Raw genomic sequence first — 21424 nt, 5'->3', positions numbered from 1 at the left:
CTGCAACACTCCACAAACTTATCAATAGACGTCTTACATAACGCAGCTAATAAAGAAAAATTTGAAGGAGACACGGGACGCAGAACCACAGCATACACTTGACATGAGGACTCGAGTACCGGATCGACGTACAAATTACCTTTAGAAGCAAGTTATGTAAGACGTCTATTAAAATAAAACGGTAATTTTGCTTCTAACTTAATCTCTTGACCAAAAATTTGTTCAGATAAACATATATTATTAGCATGCAAGAACATATATTTACTATACGGCATTATTTCTTTATTACCATATTTATCATCTCCAAGTATCGGACAACCTAATAACTTAGCATGCAACCTTAATTGATGCATTCTACCTGTAACCGGCGTAAATTCAATTAAAAATAAATTATTATCAAGTGATTTAAGTACTTTATAATAAGTAATGGCAAGTTTACCATTTTTACTATCAATCTCAGTAATTTTAGGTGTACTTCCTTTACTCTTTTCTATATTACTTCTTACTTCGCCTACATTTTTAATTGGCTTCCCATAGGTTACAGCAAAATATGTTTTTACAACCAATTTTTCTTTAAAAGCATCATGAAGTTTTACACTACTTAAATAATTTTTGACTATTAAGAGCAAACCGCTTGTTTCTTTATCTAATCTATGTACTAGCTTAAAATCAGCACCTTTATAATTCAAATATTTTAATGCAGAGTCAATAGATAAATTGATTTTACTGCCGCCTTGAGTAGCAAGACCTGCAGGTTTATTTATAGCTATTAAATTATCATCTGCATATATCAAATAATCAGTAGTAATTTTCTTCGCTAGCTTAATTTCAGCGTTGGTAAAAACTAATTTTTCAGGTTGCTTAACAGGTACATTAAACTTATCGTTAATAAAAATTTTATCGCCGCCCTTTACTCTTAAACTCGCTTCTGCTTTCTGAGCATTAACGGTAATTTGTTTTTGACGTAATGCTTTCTCTATCACTCCTTGAGTCAATAAGGGATATAGACGTTTTAAATATTTATCTAATCTAGAAGAAATAGGAGTATTGACATCGATGATCATATTTTTAATAAATTAGGAACTTTTTATTAAAAAATAACACCAAATTATTATAGATAAAAGGATTATAGCAAAAAGCTGATGTATAGAGGCAATTATTATAGGTACAGAGTATAAAAGAGTAATTATTCCGGTAGATACCTGCATCAATAATGCAATCATTAGAAAATACACTATCTTCTTTAATTTTGGACGTTCTATTTTTAACAAGCAAATTATCAAAACTACAACAACCGAAAATACGCTATAACCGCCTAAACGATGTATGAATTGTATAAAAACCGGATCATACCAATTTTTAAGATCAAAGAAATTATCTTTTATCTCCATCGGGATAAAGCTATCATCCATTAGCGGAAAACTATTATATATCAGCCCTGCATCAAGCCCTGCAACTAAAGCACCTAAAAAAATTTGCACATATACTACAGTAATAGCAATACCGGAAAATATTAATGGTAATTTAAAATCTATTTGTGACGGGATTAACAAAATATCATAACAATTTTTTATTAGTTGATAAAAAAGTATGTGATAAATAATTACGGCGATAATTAAATGAACAGCAAGTCGAAAATGACTAACATACGGGCTATTCAACAAGCCGCTTTTAACCATATACCACCCCATAAAGCCTTGTATGCAAAATAACAACAAAGCAATTATATAAGGTATCATGTCACGATTTCTTATAACATCTTTAAAATAAAAATATATTAAAGGTACAATATATATTAAAGCTGTAATTCTACCGAGTAGTCGATGTATAAACTCTAACAGATAAATAAACTTAAACTGTGATAAAGTAATTCCGTAATTAACGGAGTTATATTCAGGAAAAGCTTTATATTTAGCAAATTCCGCTTGCCAACTTTCAAAACTAAAAGGCGGCAAAATACCGGTTACCGGACGCCACTCAACTATAGATAAACCAGAACCGGTAAGCCTTGTTATCCCCCCTATAACAATCGTCGTTATGACCATTATACAACTTATACACAACCATTTTGTAATTAAACTTTTCTGCACTTTTATTTTAAGTTTATATTTTTTACGTCATTACGGTATTACTATGTCATCCCCGCGTAGGCCTTGTTGCGTGGATAGGTTTATCATTTATCATCCCGCGACTTGATCGCGGGATCTAGCTAAAAATACTAATAATATTAGTATTTTTTATTATTTTTATGGACCCCATGGTCAAACCACGGGATGACATTAAGGATTACTGGATTCCTGCTTTCGCAGGGATGACATATTATAGCCCTCAAATCAAGACTCTGCATTCTTTTCCGTATCTTCGACGGTATTAGAAGGACGTTTCTTATTTGATGTTTTATTGCGATATCTACGTTTTGTCTTTTTTGGAGCAGCTTGTGCTTCTTCTAAGCCGGCATTACTTTCTACAACTATCATCTCTTCCACAACGCTTACGGTTTGCTCTACCGATTCTTTTGCCTCTAAACTCTTATCTTTTACTTCATTAGCAGTATTATTACTATTATTAGCTGTTTTCCATTTATATTTATTTTTGCGTAACTGTTCTTTTTTCAGCTCTTCTTCAGTATAATCAGCACTATGATTCTGAATTACTGGCTTAACAGAATTAATATTATTGTTATTTTTCTTCAACAGCTTCACTTTTTCAATCGAATAACTATCTGATGTAGCATTAGGATCGGAATAAAAATTAAGCTTTATATTATATTTTTCTTCAATAAATTTTATCTCAGCACGTTTATTATTAAGTAGATAAATAACTGAAACAATATTGGTAAAAACATTTATTACATCAATTCTTTCTTCAAAAATTTCATTCTCTATAGTACGTAAAATTAACATAGCATTAGCGTCACTCGCTCTAATGACTCCTTTACCGTTACAATGAGAACAAATTGCCGAATTAGTTTCTAAGAAAGAAGAACGTAATCGCTGCCTTGAGAATTCAAGTAGTCCAAACTGACTAATATTACCGGTTTGTATACGAGCACGATCACGACTTAAAAACTCTTTAAAGGATCGTTCAATAATTTTACGATTTTTAGTTTCGCTCATGTCTATAAAATCAACAACTATCAAACCTGATAGATCTCTAAGCTTTACTTGTTTTGCTACTTCTTTTGCTGCTTCTAAATTAGTTTTTAGTGCCGTTTCCTCAATATTTTGTTCAGAAGTTGATTTACCGGAATTTACATCAATTGAAATAAGAGCTTCCGTAGGATTAATAACAATATATCCTCCTGAAGGTAACGTCACTACAGGCTGATATAATTTAACTAATTGCTCTTCTACTTGAAACTTAGTAAATATAGGAGTTTTACTTTTATGTTCTTTCAGCTTTGCAAGTTCTGAAGGTAATAAATCCTGCATAAATTTTGAAGCGTCTTCATAACCCTCTTGTCCTTGAATTACCACCTCTTTAACATTGTGATCACACATATCACGTATGGTTTTACGTATTATACTATCTTCCTCATGAATAAAACACGGAGCCGAGAAATTAATAGTACTTTTACGAATTTTATTCCATAACCTTACTAAATAATTATAGTCTTTCTTTAAATCTAAGGTGCTACTTCCTCTACCTGCGGTTCTAACAATGACACTATAAACATTTTTGTCACCGTTTACTATTTTATTTAAAATATCTTTCAGTCTTTTTCTTTCTTCCCCGTTTGATATTTTACGCGATATACCGTTTTGCGAACCTTTATTAGGCATTAAAACACAATATTTACCAGCCAAGGATATATAAGTAGTAAAAGCGGCGCACTTATTTCCTCGTTCTTCCTTAGTAACCTGCACTAATAATATTTGGTTTTTGCTTATCACTTCTTGAACTTTATATTGTTTATATTGCGGAATATTTGACTCAGGGGTACCGCTTTGAATCATTTCAATATCATCAGCCGCTTCTAAATTAAGTTCTGACTGGAATTTACTCTCTACTAAATCTTCTATGGTTTTTAGGTCAATTTCTTCAATATCAATCAAAGAATCATATATAGCGGCCGGTTTCTCTTTATCATCCTCAACCGTAATATTTGAAAGAGCTATTTCAGGAAAAGCATTAACCGGAAAATTTCTCTCCGAGGGAGGCAAATTGTAATAGTTAGGATGGATTTCACTAAACGGTAAAAAACCGCTTTTATCCATTCCGTACTCTATAAAAACAGCTTGTAGCGACGGTTCTATTCTTGTAACTTTTGCTAAATAAATGTTACCTTTATTTTGTTGTCTTACGGTTGTTTGAAATTCAATATCCTCTATATTGTTGCTTTGTCCTAATAAAACTACTCTTGTTTCGCTTGGAAAATTAGCATCAATTATAATCTTTTTATTCATTTATCTTGCTCACTAACTTGAAGAACAAATAATTAATATAATGCTTGTATCTTAAGAAAAATCATTGTTTATCTTGTATTAATTTATTAAAATAGATAATTTATCTATGAGTAAAGAGCAAAAATGAAATTCTAGATAAACTTCAAATAACACCTCTTTAAAATACTAAAAAATATATTATTATTATTTTTCTTACATTAAAATATTTTCATATTATTTAATCCATTAATTTTTTTAAAATTCAACAATAATTATATATAAATTATAAATAAGACTACCATACTTGATTAAAAGCTGATAACCTACAATAACTATCCATATATACTTAAATAATGGAATTACGAATCTCTTTATAATTATGAGTTATATACCATGTATTTATGTTTAGCAAACACTTAATTTATGACTTTAAAAAACGATTACAAAACTATTTTTTTCTCACTTTTGGGAATATTTATTTTTTCCTGTATCAATGCTATAAATTTTTATAATTTTAAAATCTTTTTACTGCTAAATAAAAATCTAGGCGGGGAACAAATAAATCATATAAATCAAACTAAATTTATAGGTTCGATAATCGCAGGCTTTGCCTTAACACAGTTAATTAATAAGTTAAGTAATCAAAAAATTATTTTAATTAGCTTATCTTTATTAATTATTTGTACAATAAACCTAATTTTATTAAATAATTATACTCTAATTAAAATTAATTTTATTGTAATTAATTTTGGAACATTTTCATATTTCACTTCTATAACATTAGGCATTATTGAGAGTAGCAAAGAAAAGAAATATTTTTTTTTAGCTTGCATAATATTGTTATGGGCGGGCGGCAACTTAGTAGTAGATTTATTAAATCCATTTATAAAACCGACAAATAATACTATAGTAATTTGCGCATTGTTATATTGTATCAATATACTAACCGAATTTCTGCATTATAATCCTACATCTCATAAATTAAATTTAAATTCCAAATTTTCATCCTTAATAAAAAATATTGAATTACAATTATTGACAGGCTTTGTAGTTGCTTATGTCACCTTAGATATATTATGGTATTATGAAGCTTTTGCATTAAAGAAAGAATTAGCATTAATTAATTTAAAACTTATACTAAAATATATGTTTCTAGCAATATGTTTTTCTATAATTCCTATATGCTATATATTAAGCAAAGTAAATAAATATTTGGCTAATTTATTACTAACTATAATTCTGCTCGTCTGCTTTATTTTACTACCGCTTCATGGGACTAATAAAAACCTTAATATATTATATATAATACTAATCGGTAGTTGTTTAGGATCCATTTATATTTGCAATATTTTAATACTAATTGATAAATTTAGGGATTACGAACTTAGAACAGCTTTATTTTCGTATTTTTCAATGTGCAGTATCGGTATATATGCCGGAGCTTTATCATCTCATGTACCTTACGGCACTATTAACGGCAGTGATTTCTTATTTTCCGTTTTTGCCGTAGTCGGTAGTTTTGTAGCTTATCATTTTTGGTATTTTATTAAGTATACATTATATAAATTTTAATAAGACTTCTTGCATCACTTGCTAATAAGGGTAATTTGTACGTCGATCCGGTACTCGAGTCCTCACGTTACTTGTGTGTACACTGCGGTTCTGCGTTCCGTGTCTCCTTTAAATTTCTCCTTATTAGCAAGTGATGCAAGAAGTCTTATACTAACATAGACGAAGATCAACTTCAAAAAGAGCAAGGAAGCCACAATGTGAGGAGCGGCGCTTAAATACGTAAGTATCGCAACTCTTGTAAGATGATGCAGCCAATTTTTGAAGTGCATCGAGTATATGTGTAATATTCTGTAATATAATATAACTTGTATAATTTGGCATTTAATATTAATATTTAAATATATTTTCACAATGCCTAGAATGCAGCAAAGTACATTATTAAAACTGGTTAGTTGTTACGGAATCGGGGTCCACTCAGGGAAACGTACCCAGTTAACTATAGAACCCGCTAAAGAAAATACTGGAATTATATTCATTAGAACCGATATATCTTCTGAAAATAATTATATTGAAGCTAGCTATTTCAATGTTTCTGATACCTTGTTATCTACCACTATCAGTAATGATCATAAAGTTCAAATTTCAACAATCGAACATTTAATGGCAGCACTTTGGGGATGCAGCATTGATAATGCAATTATTAAAATTGACGGTCCTGAAGTACCAATTATGGACGGCAGTAGTAAACCTTTCGTGTTTATGATTGAGTGTGCAGGAAAAAAATTACAAAATGCTCCTAAAAAATATCTAAAAATTTTAAAAGATATAAAAGTAGTTCATAAAGATTGTGAATTATATTGTACTCCTTCCGATCATATGACAGTAGATTTAACTATTGATTTTAGTAGTAAAGCTATAGGCAGACAAAATCTAAGTTTTATGGGTCAAGAATCTTTTACTAAAAATATTGCGGATGCTAGAACTTTTGGCTTTATAAGAGATGTTGATTATTTGAAAAGCAAAGGGCTTGCCCAAGGTGCCTCATTTGAGAATGTTATAGGAATAGATGAGCAGGACAAAATCTTAAACCCAAACGGCTTACGTTATGAAGATGAATTTGTTCGCCATAAGCTATTAGATTTATTCGGTGATTTATATACCAGTGGCACTAACATTGTAAGTGCAATTAAAGGCTACAAAACCAGCCATACTCTTAATAATGAACTATTGCATAGAATATTTAGTGATACTACCTCTTACAAATTTGTAACTAGCAGTGAGTTATAATAATCATTTCATCTTGTTAAATTTCGCTTTCTTTTTAAATTTTCACTTTTTGTCCTTTTTATTTCAGCATTATTAACTTTATCTTTATCCATAGCTTTAGTTAAAGGACTACATCCTTCGACTGTACTAGGATTTGCATAAAATGGATTCATTACATTTTTAATATCTTTAACATAGCTCTCTTTTCTATTATCCATTGTTATTTTATTTTCTCTAAAAAATTCTTCTAAACCGTTTCTTTTTATTTCAAAATTAAAACTGCCTCTTATTTCTCGAAATTTTTGTATTTTTTGGTCTTTATTCATACTCCAATAATTCTTATCCGTTATTAATTTTTTTAAAGCTAATGTCTGCAATACTTGATTCTTGGTATAATTCTCTAATTGTTCTAAATTTTCATATGTAGGAGTATTTTGTTTTTTATATTCTTCATTTATATTTAATTTAAATATTGCTTTTATTTCTATTTTTTCCTTTTCAGTAAGACCGTCGATAATTAATGATGCGGTCGTAACTACACCGTAACCTGTAGCTTTTAATATATCAAGCACATTACCGCTAGCACCTTTAATAATAGAGGCGGTCAAATTTGCGGCTCCACCTAAATTATTTCCAAATACTCGTCCTGTACTTTTCAATTTATTTACATTTAACTCATACTTATCCTGAGTAGTATCCTTACCTATCGTTTGCGGCGTATATAATTCATTTTTCAAAATATCTTTTAAGCTCGGTTCTAATGATAATATATAATCTTGCTGACTTTTAGCATTTCTGTTATGTACTAATAAATTATTCTCTTTATAAAGTTTACGCAAATCATGCACTTTCAAAGTCTCATTTACAGCTTGAATTCCTACGCTAACTCCTGAAACAACAGCTACAGCTATAATTATCGGTGATATAGGAGTAAAAAATCCAGAAACTGTAATTGCTATAGAAGCTATGGAAACTGCATAACTTAAACTATTGCTAAATAATATTTTACCAATTTTACTTTGTCTAAAACTAGTCCAATAAGATTTTAACTTATTAAATATCTTTCTAACTCTTGATTTTTTTGAATCAGACATTTATCTTTCTCTCCAAAGAACAAATATTTTTATAAATTTTTCTTTTATTTAATTAACTTCTTTTACAACTTAAATTATATTACAAATTCTAATAAAAAAACAAAATAAATGTCTGGAAAAGAATTAAATAAAATTGTTGCAGCCATCTTGTTTGCTAGTTTAATTGCTATGATGGTTGGATTTATTGCAAATATATTATACAAGCCCACTCTAGAGTTACAACATCGCGGCTACAGCGTTGCGGCTCAAGAATCATCAGAAAATCAAAATACTACCGCACTAGAGCAAGCACCGGTAAATATACCAGAATTAATGAAGACTGCTAACGCCGATAACGGTCGTGAAATAGCTAAGAAATGTTTAATGTGTCATTCTCTTGATAAAGATGGTCCAAATAAACTAGGACCGCATCTTTGGGATGTAGCAGGCAGATCAAAAGCAAGCATAGTAGACTATAAATATTCCCCTGCTCTATCAAAACTTGGCGGCGTATGGGATGATGATAGTTTATTTGCTTTCTTACATAAACCAAGTAGCTATGCACCAGGAACTAAAATGTCCTTTGCCGGTATCTCAAAACCACAAGACATAGCTAACGTAATATTATTTTTAAAAACTTATGTTCATGATAAATAATTATCTCACCGAAATATGGTTAATAACCGGCATAATTTGCATAGTTGTTGAATTCTTTGCAGTTTCAAGTATTGGGTTCTTATTCTTTGGGCTTGGAGCGTTATCAAACACTCTTGTGGTATATAACTACCCTCTAGTTAGTTTAACAAATCAAATAACATTTTTTGGTATATTATCGCTTATTTGGTTTTGCATATTATATTATCATCTTAAAAAATATGTTTATAATAAAACTGATAAAACAAAAAATTACTCGGATATGATAGGTAAAACGGTAGAGGTTTATAGTTCTACAGTTTCTTCTGATACTATAGGACAAGTAAGATGGTCCGGTGCTATTATGAATGCTTACCTTGTTCCAAATGAAATCGATGCAAAAACAGACGACCGACTTTTTATCACCGAAGTTAAAGGGAATGTACTAATTTGTTCTAGAGAAAAACCTAATAATAATTCTTAGCAAAATATTTCTAAATGATATTCCCGCGTAAACACAAGTCCTCATTACAATTAGGTATTATTGCGTGGATCATTTTATGTCCTTCCCACGGGAGCGGGAATGACACTAAATGCATTTTCCAGTCTAACAACGCGGGCAGCCTCTCTAAACATTCTCTTTAAACCAATCAAAAGCTTTTTTAAAGAAGCTACTATTTGTATCAAGTCTAATATGAGCAAATTCTTTTTGCTGTTTTAGAGCATGAATTTTTAGCATTCCTATAGTTGCTGAATACATGGCCGGATTATAGTCTTCTATAAAACCGGCAATAATCTCTGGTTTACCAATTCTACTCTGTTTTTCAAAAATTTTATTTGAAAGCTCTTTAAGTCCTCTAAGCTGAGACCCACCACCAGTAATTACAACTCTAAAAACTTCAACCTGCCCTTTTGTAGCTTTATCATATTCGGCTTTTACCATCGATAATATTTCTTCGGCCCTTGCTCTTATTACCTCAGCCAATTTATAAATTGTTACAGAAGTATTTAAAGTATGATGAGTATCAACCTGAAAATCCTCCATATTTATAATACTATCTTTCTCAAATAAAGGTATCATTGCATTACCATATAAAATTTTTAATTTCTCTGCCGTAACAAGATCAATACCAAAGACTTTAGCAATATCCGAGCTAATATGAAAACTACCTATATTTACATGCCCCGTATATATTAATTTACCGGCAAAAAAAATGCCGAAAGAGGTAGTTTTATCCCCCATGTCGATGATAAGCGAACCCAGATTTTTTTCATCATTCGTAAGACAGCTAATAGCAGAAGCATAAATTGCTAGAGTAATATTTGTGACTTCAACATGACATTTAGCAAAGCACTGTACAATATTTGATAACATATTTGAACTAGCAGCAACAATATGTAATTCACAACTAAGTTCTCTACCGTACATACCTATAGGATTCTCGACTGAATTATTATCAAGGGTAAATTCAAGAGGGAAATAATGAATAATTTCTTGGTTTTTAACTTTAAATTCTAGTAATGCTTTTTGTAGTAACTTTTTAATATCCTGCTGCGTTACGGTTTGCCCGTTAACTTTAATGGTATAATTAATATAATAAGATTTAGTGTCGGCACCTGATAACGATAATATAACTTTTTTTATATTTTTACCGCAATCTTTTTCAAGTGCGTAAATTGCTGAAACAATGCTAGTTTCAGCATTTTTTAAATCTGATATAACTCCTGATTTAATACCTTTAGAATGATGCAAATTTTGGCTAGCTACTTTAATTTCACCTTTTTTACTAATATAGGCAGCAATTACAGCAATCTTACTACTACCGAAATCAAGTGTAACAAAATTTGATATTTTCTCTTTCATTTTTTTATGCTTGTTATTCCAAAAACGTCATTGCGCGAAGAATTACAAAGTAATGCGACAAAGCAATCTCAGGATACTTGACCAGAGTGCCACGTCGAAACTACATTTCTCTTCACAATGACGACTCTCAGTACTTCTCTATATAATACTTATTCTTATCCCTTAAATCCAAAACCTTATAGTTTTGGTTAAATAGCTTGTTAGCTTTATTTAGTGCATCGACATATTTTAATGCTTCTTCAAACTCTTTTTCAGGTAACTTAATACTTATATTACCTTTAAGATTTAAATCCCACCTTCTATCTCCGAGTCTTACAGCAGCTGAAGTTTTATTCATTAATGCCGGATATTTCCGCAGCTCTAATACTAATGTACTTGCATAGATATTCGCCCCTTCCCCTACAACATGTAATAAATGAGGGAAAGGTTGAATATTTTTACTAATTTTGTAACCTTCTTCATCGACTAAGAAAAGCTGATTATTAATTTGCCAAATAGCAATAGGTTCTCTTTCAAATAATTTTATATATACCGTATTTGGTAATCTTCTACTGACATATACTTCCTTGATCCATTTATTTTTCTTTAAATTATTTCTAATTTCGTCTAATTTAAGAGCAAAAATAGGACTGCCCTTATTCGCATTTAAAACCTTTAATATTGTAGACTCATCGACATTTTGCTGTCCTTCAATGATAACATTCTCAAGTTTAAACCCAAGTTTTGTTGTTGTTTGGTATATATTTGTTGTTAAGTAGGTTTTTATGCCGGCAAAATATTTTGTAAAAACAAATAGACATACAAAGATAATTAAAACAATCTTAAGCCCTAATATTGCTTTTTTGTAAATTAGTCCTAATTTTCGGCGTAATGAGATATTATTAGTTTTTTTTGTTTGTTTTTTTTTATTGGAGCTTGTTTTTTTTCTCATGATTCAAAGCTTGCCGTCTTTATAATTTCTTCAATTAAGTTAGTAAAATTTATCCCTACATAAGCTGCAATTTCCGGCACTATTGATAAAGGCGTCATACCTGGGTGAGTATTTATCTCCAAAGCATATAACTTGTTTGTCTGTTCTTCTAAAATAAACTCTGCTCTAGCAGGACCTTTACAATTCATTGTTTTATAAATTTTTTCTGATTCTATAAGTAATTTCTCATATAAATTAGCAGGTAGCGGAGCAGGACAAAGATGATCAGCAAATCCTTCGCTATATTTAGTTTCATAATCATAGAAACGATTCTTTAGTAATTTAATCTCTAAAGCTCCAAGAGCTTTGCCGTTTAATAGCACTACTTGCAATTCAAGCCCTTTTATATATTGTTCTATTATTACCTGATCACCGTAAGGAAAATCATAATCGGCAAAGTTAAAATCATCTTCTGCAAATATCACCTCAACACCAATACTTGAGCCCTGCGTAAGAGGCTTAATAACGTATGGTCGTTTCATAGGATCATTTTTTATATTATCGCTTTTATTTACAACAATGCTTTCTGCCATATTAATACTATTCGTTAAAAACCAGCTCCTAGAATGTATTTTATCGAATGCTAAAGCTGAAGATAACACACCGCTATGAGTATAAGGAATCCGCATTATATTAAGTAATCCTGGTAAACAACCGTCTTCACCATATGTACCGTGCAGACAATTAAAAACGATATCAGGTTTTATTTCTTGTAATCTAACTGCAATATCCGCTCCCATATCAATAAAGGTAACTCTATATCCTAATTCAATTAAAGCTTTACTAACTCCCTCGCTTGACACTAACGATACTTCACGCTCAGCAGACATACCGCCCGCCATTAATGCTATATGCTTTTTACCGGTACTACTTAATATTTTGACTATAGAGTGTTCCACCCAATGTGTTTGATATTTATGCATGTTTTTTCCTTTCTTATTCAATCCATTGTAATTCCTAACTAAAAGTGGCCTTGTTGCATAGCTCGAAAAATCTACTCGATGTCATCCCCGCGTAGGCGGGGATCTAGAAAAATAACTTCAATATTGATATAGAAGTTACATATTATAAAATAAACATATAAAAAACTTGTTTTTTATATGTTTTACTGGATTCCTGCCTTTACGGGCATGACACAAAACTAGCTGCAACAACATCATTTTTAATTAGGTATGACGTCCGATTCTCTTAATCTCCCACTCTAACTTAACCCCGCTCTCTTCAAATACTTTCTGCCGGACAAAATCACCTAAATCTTCTAAATCCTTAGCAGTAGCATCACCGTTATTTATCATAAAATTACAATGAAGTTCTGACATCGAAGCACCGCCTATTCTATAGCCTCTAAGCCCCGCTTTGTCAATAAGTTCCCAGGATTTATACCCTTCAGGATTTGCAAAAGTACTACCGCCCGTACACTCTTTAATAGGCTGTGTAGATGATCTTGCATTATTTATTTCATTCATCCGTAATAATATATTTTCACTATCGCCTTTATTTATTTTAAAAACAGCTTTGAGAATAATTAAATTCTTTGGTAAATTATTACTACGATATTTAAAACCGATTTCTTTATTTGTGAATGTTAAAAAGTTTCCTGCAAAGTCAATTGCTTCAATCTGCACTACAATATCTTTAAATTCAGAACCGTAAGCACCAGCATTCATAGCGACACCGCCGCCGATAGTCCCTGGAATACCTACTAAAAACTCAAAACCGGAAATAGCATTTGCTTGACAAAATTTTGCTAAATTATAATTAAGGCAGCTGCTACCTACTATTAAATGATTATCTATAAACTCAATATTGCTAAAATTCTGACCAAGTTTTATAACGACTCCTTCTATGCCGCCGTCTCTTATAATAATATTTGAGCCTGCTCCAAAAGTCTTTATAGGTAATTTTTGCTTATTTTGTATTAAGAAACTTTTTAAATCTTCGCTATCTAAAGGTTTAAAGAAAATTTCAGCATTACCGCCTACTTTAAACCATGTTAAATGTTTTAAATTATAATCTTTTTTATATTCACCTTTTACTATCGGTAAAATTAACATATTTAGTCCTGCTCGCTTTACTGTTATCTTCACTCTTTTGTCCCCTAGTTCGCTTGACCCTATGTTATACGAACAGATGTCATTCCCGGTTTTATGGGAATGACATAAGAGCTATGTAACAAAACCGGTCAAAGCACAGTATGACAACCAAAGCCACAGGATGACAATCTCCCATCTAATTCATTAGCAAAACTTGAAATATTACCTGCTCCCATCATAATTATCATATCACCAGAAGTTGCATTATCTATAATAACTTCAACCGCATTATCTAACTCTGCTAGAAAATTTACTTTATCGTGATGTTTATTCTTAGTAATCTTATCAACTAAACTTTGTCCTGTAATTCCTTCTATAGGGTTTTCACCTGCAGCATATATATCAGTAATATAGAGTATATCGGCATCAGCAAAGCAAAGCATAAAATCATCAAATAAATACTGCATTCTTGAATATCTGTGAGGCTGAAAAATAGCAATAACTTTACCGTTTTGTTTATTTGCTATATTTTTAGCCGTCGCAAGCGTTGCTTTGATTTCCTCAGGGTGATGAGCGTAATCATCGATAATTGAAGCCTTATTATATTCAGCTACTTTAGTAAATCTCCTCTTCACTCCTTTAAAATTATTAAAACCATTTTTAATAGCTTTAATACCGAAATCTAATTCTATCCCAACGGCAATTGCAGCAAGACTATTTAAAATATTATGTCTTCCAGGCGTTGGAATAGTAATTTTTTCAATAATCGTTGTACCTAGTACATTTGGTAGACTAATTTTTACGTCAAAAGTAGAGGAGGCAATATCAGTGTTAATATTAAACGCTATAATATGAGCATCTTCCGAATCGATGCCATAAGTAACAATCTTCCTTTCAGTAATATCGTCTACTAACTTACGAACTATTTTATGATCGATACAACAAACGGCAAAACCATAAAATGGCAAATTAGTAATAAAGCTTCTAAAAGCACCAATTAATGTTTCAAAATCTTTATAATAATCTAAATGTTCAGGATCAATGTTAGTTATTATCGCAATAGTTGATGGAATATGAATAAACGTTGCATCCGATTCATCGGCCTCCGCAATTAAATAATTACTTGAACCAAGATATGCATTAGTCGATTTATTATTTATGATCCCACCGTTAATAACCGTAGGATATAAACCGGCTGCCTCAAATAAACAAGCAACTAAAGAAGTAGTAGTGGTTTTACCGTGCGATCCCGAAACTGCTACTGAACATTTTAATCTCATAAGTTCAGCAAGCATATCCGCACGTCTAATAATTGGAATTTTACGCTCCAAAGCTTCTTTTATTTCAGGATTCTTTGGATTAATTGCCGATGAAATAACAACATACGATACATTGGTAATGTTCTGCTCGGCGTGTCCTAAAAATATTTTAATGCCGTATGACTCAAGCCTTTTAGTATTATAATTTTCTACTAAATCGGAACCTTGTACTTTATAACCTAGATTATGTAATATCTCGGCAATACCGCTCATACCAACACCACCGATACCTATAAAATGTATAGTTTCTAAGGTTTGATTAGTTTTTTTTAATTCAAGTAACAGCATTTAAGTTTTATCATTTAAAATTGAGTTCTGCATATAGGTTTTAAGTAACATTGTCAAGCACTAACTGCGTCATACCGTGACTTGATCGCGGTATCCAGTTTAAAATATTAAAATCATTGATATTAAAAGTTATTTTTATGGATACCGTGGTCAAGTCACGGCATAACATCAGAGTCTTTTTCAAGAGCCATGCGACAAAACCGATTCAGTATGACAATCATTAAACCTCATCTACCCTATCAAATTGTGCTTCGGAATAGAAGTTTCCTTGTAGCCCACCGACTTTTAGATCAATTAAAAATTTAGCTATTTCTCCGTTTTCTACGAATTCAGCTACCGTTTCAATACCTAAATCTTCTGAAATTTTAATTAATCTTTCTACGAAATACCTACTTTGTATATCACTTGTAATACTACGCACATATTTACCGTCAATTTTGATAATATCAATTGGTAAACTTTGAAGTTGTTTAAAAGAAGTAAAACCCGCACCAAAATCGTCTAATGCAAATTTACATCCATACTTACGTAGTTTATTAATAAATAAAGTTATTTTATCGTAACGCTCATTGAAAGAAGTCTCTGTAATTTCAATAATTAAACGATCCCGAACATTATGAGCTTTTAATAAGTTTTCTGCTATTTCCCATAAAGCTTCATCGCCTGTTCCTATATTTGAAATATTAACGGCTAACATTAAGTTTGGGTTGCAGGCAAGTTCATTAACAGTCATTTCTAAAACAATTTGATCAATTATAAAAATTAATCCTTTATTTTCAGCAATAGGGATTATAGGACCTACGGAAATATAAACACCATTCTTATCAGGTATACGAAGCAGACATTCATAATAATGAATCTTCATAGTATTGCGATCTATTATAGGCTGATAAGCAAATCGCATAGTCTTTTTTGCTAAAGCTTGTCGTAGTAAGTTAAGCTGAAGATTAGATTTTCTTATATTTTCTAAATCATGTTCTGTACTGCTATATTCACGGTAATAATAATTATTATTTTGTGAAAGTAACATATTTAATGTTTTTTCAATTTCTTTAGCATTATTACTTACTTTTGGAAATTTAATACTAGCAATATAACAATTCATATAAATTGCCGGCTTCTGTTCATTAATATAAAGCTGCAAAAATAAATATAATTTTCTAGCAAAATGTTTAATTAAGTCAGAATCAGTAGTATTTAGGATAAATAATATTCTATCTTTCTTTATTTTCTTAAACTTTGAAAAAATATTAAGTTCTTTGCTTACATCTGCAATGATTTGATCTAAATCTTCAATGATAAAATGCTTACCCTGCTCTATAAATTCTATTTCATCATAATTAACTAATCTACAAGCAAAACATACGCCTTTTTCCAATTTATCTATCGCATCTTGTAAATCTTTATAATCCGTTATTAATTCCGACATTGCCATGTGTATCATAAAATTATATACTTAAGAATATTAGGATATTTTTACTGTAAATGAAATAAAAATATGAGCCGCATAGAAAGGATACAAGAAAAATTAAGTGTGTTAAAACCACATTTTCAAGAAATAATAGATGAAAGCTATAAACATGCTAGTCATTATAACGGAATTCATAGCCATATAAAAATAAGAATTTCTGCAGAAACATTACAGGGGAAAAGCCTAATTACCAATCATCGCACTATTAATAACTTACTTGCCGATGAATTTAATAGCGACTTGCATGCTTTATCGATAGAGGTACTATGAAAACAAATAATATTTTAAAAGTAGCCATTGGAGCTAGCAGCGTAGCACAAAAAGCCTTAAATAGTATAACGGACAAAAGCTGTGGCATAATTGAGGATAAAATACTTAAAGGTAATTACGTCACTCGCGAAGAATTTGAAAAATTACAAACTGTAGTAATAAAACTCAAGAAAGAATTAGCAGAGTTAAAGAGCAAATAACTAATTAACTAGTTTCAGAATTTTCTACTTTTGCTTTTAGCTCTTCTATTTCTTCTATAGTTAGCCCTGTTAAATCTGCTATTATATTAACATCTATATCTTTAAGTAAGAAGTTCTTTGCTATTGCTATGCTTCTTTCAGCTTTCCCTTTTTCACACTTTTCTTCTAAAGCTATTTCCTCAGCATCTTCCATTGATTTCACTCTTATATAGGACCCTTATATAGGCATCATATTCTTCGGCGGTAAGGTTATGCATTTCTATTATATTGTATACATCTCTAATACTTTAATACTTTCTTGCTCTTTATATTTACAGGTGGGCTGTTTTCTGTTTCTGCACACTTAAATAAATGTAGCCACTCATCTATAGTGGTTTCAAGCTTATCTTTATCAAAATTTTTAAGCTCTATAAATATATAGGCAAAATCAAATAAATATTGCTTATTTGTTTTAGTTTCAAGCATTTTATGAAGACTTATACAAGGTACTTCATCATCAAACATTTTAGTCTTAATAAGTGAAATAACTATTACCGGTAATAAATCTTTATGCTTTATTCCTTGTGTAAGTTGCTGTATGTAAGAATGAGCAGAATAATATTGCACTCTTTTTAAGTAATCGCTTTTATTTCTTTTTTGCATCTCGATTATATACCAGCTATCGGCTTCATCTTTAACCTTTAAATCAAATATGCTTTTTGTTCCCTTTATCGAGCATAGATACTTGCTCTACAGGTATAAATTCTATTGCTTTAATTCTCAGCCCCTCAGATAGTTCAAGAACTACATTGATAAATTCCTTGAACCTCTCTAAATCGTGAAAGATTTTTTTAAATACACTATCATTAGTGGGATCTAAATATCTTTGTATATTAAGTAATCAGTAAATAATACTAGAATATGTACTTTTAATAGAATAATTATTGCTATTTTTTTAACAAAAATTACATACTTTGATCCGTCCTAATGGATACGATTGCTGACATGCCGGGAACTAGATTAGCATTTGGGGATTCAAAATCTATTAAAACAGGTACACGTTGCACGCTTTTAGTAAAATTACCGGTAGCAGGATCTGGTGGGATTAAGCTAAATTTAGAGCCGGTAGCAGGAGCAATATTACGAATCTTCCCGTAAATTACCTTTTTAGGCAAAGCATCAAATTCAATTTTGACTTTCATACCAGACTTAAATTTCTGAATTTGTGTTTCTTTAAAATTAGCCTGAATATACATAGTATTATCTTGAACTATAGAAAACAACGCCCTACCCGGTACTATGTAATTTCCGACTTCTAAACTACTATTACCGAATATACCGGGTACCATAGCAATAAGTTTAGTATTTTGTAAGTTCCTTAAGGCTACTTTTTTATTTTCTGTTAGCTCTTTAAGTTTGTCCTGTTCTACTGCTTTTTCAAGCTCAAGAAGCTGTAAATGTTGCTTAGATATATCTAAATCTAACTGTGCTTGTTTATAATCCGTTTTGGCTTTTTGATATGCGTTCTTAGAATCATCTAACCTTTTGGAGCTAGCAAATTTTGCCTTATTTAATTCCTGCACTCTCATAAAATCTGTTGCAACAATATCAAAGCTTATTTTATTAAACTTTAATTTTTCAGCTGCTTGCTCTAGGCTAATCTGCCCTATTGAGATTTTTTGCTCTATAATTTCTATATTTTTTATGCAAGCTTCAACAGATGCTTCAAGTGCTGCAAACTTTGCCTTATAATCTCTATCGTCAATTTCACCTATCAGATCGCCTTTATTCACTTTAGTATTATCGGTAACAAATAACTTTGTTAAAACACCGCTAACTTCAGCACTAACATTTGAAATATCTGCATCTATGTAAGCATTATCCGTGGATTGTGTATTTGCCCAAACATAAATTCTACATCCCAAATAAATAAATATGATTAAGGCTATAATAATTACATATTTAGTAAATGGATGATGTTTATATTTGTCGATAGCTTGTTGTAATACACTCGACATAATTAACTTTACCAATACCCTCTATGTTTAAAAAAATAACAAATTGGTACAGAAAGAATATATATCACTGCAATTAACGGCAGTGAATACCATGGATATATGATAAGATTTATAATAATAATAGCAACTAAAATCATTGCAAGCGATAAATATTCAGGTTTAATACTCAAATTTTTTGTTGAGATTGTAGGAAGCCTACTAGCAAGTAGAAAAGCTATAATAGCCAAATATATATTAATTGTTATAGTGTGAGTACGGGTATTGATATTTAATAACGTACCGATTTCAAAATCTATCATTACAGGCGTTAAAGCAAGTAAAGCACCGCATGGGGCAGGTACACCGGTAAAAAAATAGTCAGTTTTTGTATCTTGTTTCGGTTGATAAATACCAACGTTAAAGCGAGCTAAACGTAGTGCCATACACACTATAAATAATAACATTACCGCTGATGAAAATACCTTATACTCATATTGTTGAAAAGACCATAAATATATCAGATAGGCAGGAGCTATACCGAAATTAGCAAAATCGCATAATGAATCAAGCTCTGCACCAAATGGGCTAACTGCATTTAGCATCCTTGCTATTCTACCGTCGATACCGTCAATAATTGCCGCTATTATAATGCAATATACCGCAAGTTCCCATCTGCTATCCAAAGCAAATTTTATAGAACTCATACCGGTTACTAAACCAAGCAACGTAATAAAGTTGGGAATTAATTTTATTAGAGGTACAGGTTTAGTTATTATAGATTTACGAATTTTTAACATTTTTATACTCAAAACGTATTTTATTTATAACGTCATTGCAAGGAAAAAACAGTGTGGTTGCACGGCTGTCAATGTCTCATTCCTGAGAAAGCAGGAATCAAGAAAAAAATAATCTTAATTGGGACAAAATTATATATTTGATAAAATAAACGTATAAAAAAGTTTTTTATACGTTTCACTGGATTTCCGCCTACGCAGGCATGACATAAACAAGCCGTGCCTACAGCTGCTCACAATGACGGTTTTAAAGAGTTATGAGGTTACTTCCTCTCAAACTTAAATTCTGTTGTCTTTTTACGTCCAAAATCAGCAATGATAGTTTCACCGCCTATAGTAGTCTGCCCTTTACTCACTAATAAAGCTGTTTTCAACGGTAGATAAATATCTACTCTGCTACCGAAACGAATTATACCGTATTGCCCGCCCATTTTAACTTCATTACCCTCTTCTAAATCACAAACTATACGCCTTGCTATAAGTCCGGCTATTTGAACAAAAACAATTTTCTGACCTTGAGCAGTTTCCATTAATACTGATTGACGTTCATTATAAATACTAGCTTTATCGAGTGAAGCATTAAAAAATTTTCCTGGATTATAATGAAGTGCTAAAATTTTTCCGTTTGCCGGGATTCTATTAACATGGACATTAAAAATATTTAGAAAAATACTAACTCTAATCATTTCCACATCACCAAGCCCTAATTCCGGGGGCGGCAATGCTTCCTTAATTTCTTGAATTATTCCATCTGCAGGACTTATTACCAGATCATCACTTATAGGCACAAAGCGATCAGGATTACGGAAAAAATAAATACACCAAACAGTAGCAATACATCCAATACCGCCAAGTTTTTCATTAAATGATGCTAATAAAAAACTTACTAATGCAAAGCTAGCAATAAATATATACCCTTCGCGGTGAATAATCTTAAATAAATCATTATATTGTTTCATTTTAATCTCTATGAATCTCCTTATTATTTTTAACTATACCTGCTCTGCTTGATCCTCTTGGTGCTCACTCTCGTTTTTATCTTCGTCTTGAAAGATAGCTTGGGCTTCTTGCGCAGAACCAAGAGCATATACGCATAAATCCGGGAGTGGGACACCATTTTTTTTGGCAAGATCATTTAGCTGTGATATTGCTTTCATAACATCATCAGGAATAGTACCACCTCTTTCTTCAGATAACCATTTTGCTTGAAATTGTAGCGGATGATGCCCTTCTTGAGGCGTACCTATATAAAACTTAAACTTGGCGCTTTGTCCACTAAAATCGCAGTCAAATTCAAACTCTTTATAATGTGCCATAACTTTATGAACTAATAATTATATTAATATTATTATAACAATAAAAATGCAAAT

23 protein-coding genes and 1 pseudogene are annotated in these 21424 nt (G+C 31.1%); 7 read left to right on the top strand and 17 right to left on the bottom strand.

Annotation, left to right across the window (positions count from 1 at the left end; genetic code table 11):
• A pseudogene (locus QUD19_RS03985) lies at nt 1-171 on the top strand (palindromic element RPE1 domain-containing protein); the annotation flags it as partial.
• Here the strand turns inward: QUD19_RS03985 and QUD19_RS03980 are convergent.
• From QUD19_RS03980 to QUD19_RS03970, 3 genes are all read right to left on the bottom strand, one after another.
• Nucleotides 153-1064, bottom strand: coding sequence for an RluA family pseudouridine synthase (locus tag QUD19_RS03980; protein ID WP_498807443.1), 912 nt, complete (start codon nt 1062-1064; stop codon nt 153-155). The pseudogene QUD19_RS03985 and the gene QUD19_RS03980 overlap by 19 nt on opposite strands.
• A gap of 12 nt (nt 1065-1076) precedes the next feature.
• A complete protein-coding gene (locus QUD19_RS03975; protein WP_498807441.1) occupies nt 1077-2090 on the bottom strand; it encodes a COX15/CtaA family protein in 1014 nt (337 codons plus the stop codon).
• Between the two features lie 243 nt (nt 2091-2333).
• Nucleotides 2334-4406 (bottom strand): Rne/Rng family ribonuclease, encoded by a 2073-nt coding sequence (locus tag QUD19_RS03970; RefSeq protein ID WP_498807439.1) that lies wholly within the window; start codon nt 4404-4406, stop codon nt 2334-2336.
• Between the two features lie 402 nt (nt 4407-4808).
• Between QUD19_RS03970 and QUD19_RS03965 the strand changes: the two genes are divergently transcribed.
• On the top strand, nt 4809-5957 hold the full coding sequence (locus tag QUD19_RS03965) for a hypothetical protein (RefSeq protein ID WP_498807437.1): 1149 nt from the start codon (nt 4809-4811) through the stop codon (nt 5955-5957).
• A 360-nt stretch (nt 5958-6317) separates the two neighbouring features.
• Nucleotides 6318-7184 carry a UDP-3-O-acyl-N-acetylglucosamine deacetylase gene (gene lpxC, locus QUD19_RS03960; RefSeq protein WP_498807435.1) on the top strand — a complete coding sequence of 289 codons (867 nt, stop codon included), beginning with the start codon at nt 6318-6320 and terminating at the stop codon, nt 7182-7184.
• An 8-nt stretch (nt 7185-7192) separates the two neighbouring features.
• Here lpxC and QUD19_RS03955 read toward each other — a convergent pair whose 3' ends face one another.
• Nucleotides 7193-8257 carry a hypothetical protein gene (locus QUD19_RS03955; protein ID WP_498807433.1) on the bottom strand — a complete coding sequence of 355 codons (1065 nt, stop codon included), beginning with the start codon at nt 8255-8257 and terminating at the stop codon, nt 7193-7195.
• A 108-nt stretch (nt 8258-8365) separates the two neighbouring features.
• On the opposite strand from QUD19_RS03955, the gene QUD19_RS03950 reads away from it, so the two are divergent.
• Both QUD19_RS03950 and QUD19_RS03945 read left to right on the top strand, forming a co-directional pair.
• Nucleotides 8366-8893: a c-type cytochrome gene (locus tag QUD19_RS03950; protein ID WP_498807431.1), complete on the top strand. Its 528-nt coding sequence runs from the start codon at nt 8366-8368 to the stop codon at nt 8891-8893.
• On the top strand, nt 8877-9353 hold the full coding sequence (locus QUD19_RS03945; protein WP_498807429.1) for an NfeD family protein: 477 nt from the start codon (nt 8877-8879) through the stop codon (nt 9351-9353). The genes QUD19_RS03950 and QUD19_RS03945 overlap by 17 nt, the downstream gene beginning before the upstream one ends.
• Before the next feature lie 144 nt (nt 9354-9497).
• Here QUD19_RS03945 and ftsA read toward each other — a convergent pair whose 3' ends face one another.
• The 6 genes from ftsA to QUD19_RS03915 form a co-directional block, all read right to left on the bottom strand.
• A complete protein-coding gene (gene ftsA / locus QUD19_RS03940; RefSeq protein WP_498807427.1) occupies nt 9498-10733 on the bottom strand; it encodes a cell division protein FtsA in 1236 nt (411 codons plus the stop codon).
• A gap of 127 nt (nt 10734-10860) precedes the next feature.
• Complete coding sequence (locus tag QUD19_RS03935; protein WP_498807425.1) at nt 10861-11664, bottom strand: cell division protein FtsQ/DivIB; 804 nt, start codon at nt 11662-11664, stop codon at nt 10861-10863.
• Nucleotides 11661-12626: a D-alanine--D-alanine ligase gene (locus QUD19_RS03930; RefSeq protein ID WP_498807423.1), complete on the bottom strand. Its 966-nt coding sequence runs from the start codon at nt 12624-12626 to the stop codon at nt 11661-11663. The genes QUD19_RS03935 and QUD19_RS03930 overlap by 4 nt, the downstream gene beginning before the upstream one ends.
• Before the next feature lie 243 nt (nt 12627-12869).
• A complete protein-coding gene (murB, locus tag QUD19_RS03925) occupies nt 12870-13757 on the bottom strand; it encodes a UDP-N-acetylmuramate dehydrogenase (protein WP_498808671.1) in 888 nt (295 codons plus the stop codon).
• Nucleotides 13758-13885: 128 nt separating this feature from the next.
• Entirely contained in the window at nt 13886-15343 is a 1458-nt protein-coding gene (gene murC / locus QUD19_RS03920; RefSeq protein WP_498807421.1) for a UDP-N-acetylmuramate--L-alanine ligase, read from the bottom strand.
• A 220-nt stretch (nt 15344-15563) separates the two neighbouring features.
• Nucleotides 15564-16787, bottom strand: coding sequence for an EAL domain-containing protein (locus tag QUD19_RS03915; protein WP_498807419.1), 1224 nt, complete (start codon nt 16785-16787; stop codon nt 15564-15566).
• A 54-nt stretch (nt 16788-16841) separates the two neighbouring features.
• On the opposite strand from QUD19_RS03915, the gene QUD19_RS03910 reads away from it, so the two are divergent.
• Both QUD19_RS03910 and QUD19_RS03905 read left to right on the top strand, forming a co-directional pair.
• Nucleotides 16842-17084, top strand: a complete 243-nt coding sequence (locus QUD19_RS03910) for a BolA family protein (RefSeq protein WP_498807417.1) — start codon at nt 16842-16844, stop codon at nt 17082-17084.
• Nucleotides 17081-17284, top strand: coding sequence for a coiled-coil domain-containing protein (locus tag QUD19_RS03905; protein ID WP_498807415.1), 204 nt, complete (start codon nt 17081-17083; stop codon nt 17282-17284). The genes QUD19_RS03910 and QUD19_RS03905 overlap by 4 nt, the downstream gene beginning before the upstream one ends.
• 4 nt (nt 17285-17288) lie before the next feature.
• On the opposite strand, the gene QUD19_RS03900 is transcribed toward QUD19_RS03905, so the two are convergent.
• The 7 genes from QUD19_RS03900 to QUD19_RS03870 all read right to left on the bottom strand — a co-directional run bounded on the left by QUD19_RS03900 (nt 17289) and on the right by QUD19_RS03870 (nt 21370).
• On the bottom strand, nt 17289-17477 hold the full coding sequence (locus QUD19_RS03900; protein ID WP_498807414.1) for a hypothetical protein: 189 nt from the start codon (nt 17475-17477) through the stop codon (nt 17289-17291).
• Between the two features lie 86 nt (nt 17478-17563).
• Entirely contained in the window at nt 17564-17932 is a 369-nt protein-coding gene (locus QUD19_RS03895; protein ID WP_498808670.1) for a PD-(D/E)XK nuclease family transposase, read from the bottom strand.
• A gap of 37 nt (nt 17933-17969) precedes the next feature.
• Nucleotides 17970-18155, bottom strand: a complete 186-nt coding sequence (locus QUD19_RS03890; protein ID WP_498808669.1) for a hypothetical protein — start codon at nt 18153-18155, stop codon at nt 17970-17972.
• 73 nt (nt 18156-18228) lie between these two features.
• A complete protein-coding gene (locus QUD19_RS03885; protein ID WP_498807412.1) occupies nt 18229-19281 on the bottom strand; it encodes an HlyD family secretion protein in 1053 nt (350 codons plus the stop codon).
• A gap of 8 nt (nt 19282-19289) precedes the next feature.
• Nucleotides 19290-20057: a CDP-alcohol phosphatidyltransferase family protein gene (locus tag QUD19_RS03880; RefSeq protein ID WP_498807410.1), complete on the bottom strand. Its 768-nt coding sequence runs from the start codon at nt 20055-20057 to the stop codon at nt 19290-19292.
• Between the two features lie 260 nt (nt 20058-20317).
• Complete coding sequence (locus QUD19_RS03875) at nt 20318-21013, bottom strand: phosphatidylserine decarboxylase (protein ID WP_498807408.1); 696 nt, start codon at nt 21011-21013, stop codon at nt 20318-20320.
• 33 nt (nt 21014-21046) lie between these two features.
• The gene (locus tag QUD19_RS03870) at nt 21047-21370 is read right to left on the bottom strand and encodes a DUF2610 domain-containing protein (RefSeq protein ID WP_498807406.1); all 324 of its coding nucleotides are present in this window, start codon (nt 21368-21370) and stop codon (nt 21047-21049) included.
• Nucleotides 21371-21424 lie beyond the last annotated feature (54 nt).

The sequence above is a fragment of the Candidatus Rickettsia kotlanii genome, from assembly GCA_030295365.1.
GTDB classification, from domain to species: domain Bacteria; phylum Pseudomonadota; class Alphaproteobacteria; order Rickettsiales; family Rickettsiaceae; genus Rickettsia; species Rickettsia kotlanii.
The sequence above is the reverse complement of the archived record's forward strand: the minus strand, read 5'-3'. Positions and strand labels throughout refer to the sequence as shown.

Coding starts and splice junctions, on each gene's coding strand:
- lpxC (WP_498807435.1), top strand. CDS start 6,318: ATGCAGCAAAGTACATTATTAAAACTGGTTAGTTGTTACGGAATCGGG.
- QUD19_RS03875 (WP_498807408.1), bottom strand. CDS start 21,013: ATGAAACAATATAATGATTTATTTAAGATTATTCACCGCGAAGGGTAT.
- QUD19_RS03910 (WP_498807417.1), top strand. CDS start 16,842: ATGAGCCGCATAGAAAGGATACAAGAAAAATTAAGTGTGTTAAAACCA.
- QUD19_RS03915 (WP_498807419.1), bottom strand. CDS start 16,787: ATGATACACATGGCAATGTCGGAATTAATAACGGATTATAAAGATTTA.
- QUD19_RS03885 (WP_498807412.1), bottom strand. CDS start 19,281: ATGTCGAGTGTATTACAACAAGCTATCGACAAATATAAACATCATCCA.
- murB (WP_498808671.1), bottom strand. CDS start 13,757: ATGTTAATTTTACCGATAGTAAAAGGTGAATATAAAAAAGATTATAAT.
- QUD19_RS03970 (WP_498807439.1), bottom strand. CDS start 4,406: ATGAATAAAAAGATTATAATTGATGCTAATTTTCCAAGCGAAACAAGA.
- QUD19_RS03905 (WP_498807415.1), top strand. CDS start 17,081: ATGAAAACAAATAATATTTTAAAAGTAGCCATTGGAGCTAGCAGCGTA.
- QUD19_RS03955 (WP_498807433.1), bottom strand. CDS start 8,257: ATGTCTGATTCAAAAAAATCAAGAGTTAGAAAGATATTTAATAAGTTA.
- QUD19_RS03980 (WP_498807443.1), bottom strand. CDS start 1,064: ATGATCATCGATGTCAATACTCCTATTTCTTCTAGATTAGATAAATAT.
- QUD19_RS03945 (WP_498807429.1), top strand. CDS start 8,877: ATGTTCATGATAAATAATTATCTCACCGAAATATGGTTAATAACCGGC.
- QUD19_RS03950 (WP_498807431.1), top strand. CDS start 8,366: ATGTCTGGAAAAGAATTAAATAAAATTGTTGCAGCCATCTTGTTTGCT.
- QUD19_RS03965 (WP_498807437.1), top strand. CDS start 4,809: ATGACTTTAAAAAACGATTACAAAACTATTTTTTTCTCACTTTTGGGA.
- QUD19_RS03880 (WP_498807410.1), bottom strand. CDS start 20,057: ATGTTAAAAATTCGTAAATCTATAATAACTAAACCTGTACCTCTAATA.
- ftsA (WP_498807427.1), bottom strand. CDS start 10,733: ATGAAAGAGAAAATATCAAATTTTGTTACACTTGATTTCGGTAGTAGT.
- murC (WP_498807421.1), bottom strand. CDS start 15,343: ATGCTGTTACTTGAATTAAAAAAAACTAATCAAACCTTAGAAACTATA.
- QUD19_RS03870 (WP_498807406.1), bottom strand. CDS start 21,370: ATGGCACATTATAAAGAGTTTGAATTTGACTGCGATTTTAGTGGACAA.
- QUD19_RS03930 (WP_498807423.1), bottom strand. CDS start 12,626: ATGCATAAATATCAAACACATTGGGTGGAACACTCTATAGTCAAAATA.
- QUD19_RS03935 (WP_498807425.1), bottom strand. CDS start 11,664: ATGAGAAAAAAAACAAGCTCCAATAAAAAAAAACAAACAAAAAAAACT.
- QUD19_RS03900 (WP_498807414.1), bottom strand. CDS start 17,477: ATGGAAGATGCTGAGGAAATAGCTTTAGAAGAAAAGTGTGAAAAAGGG.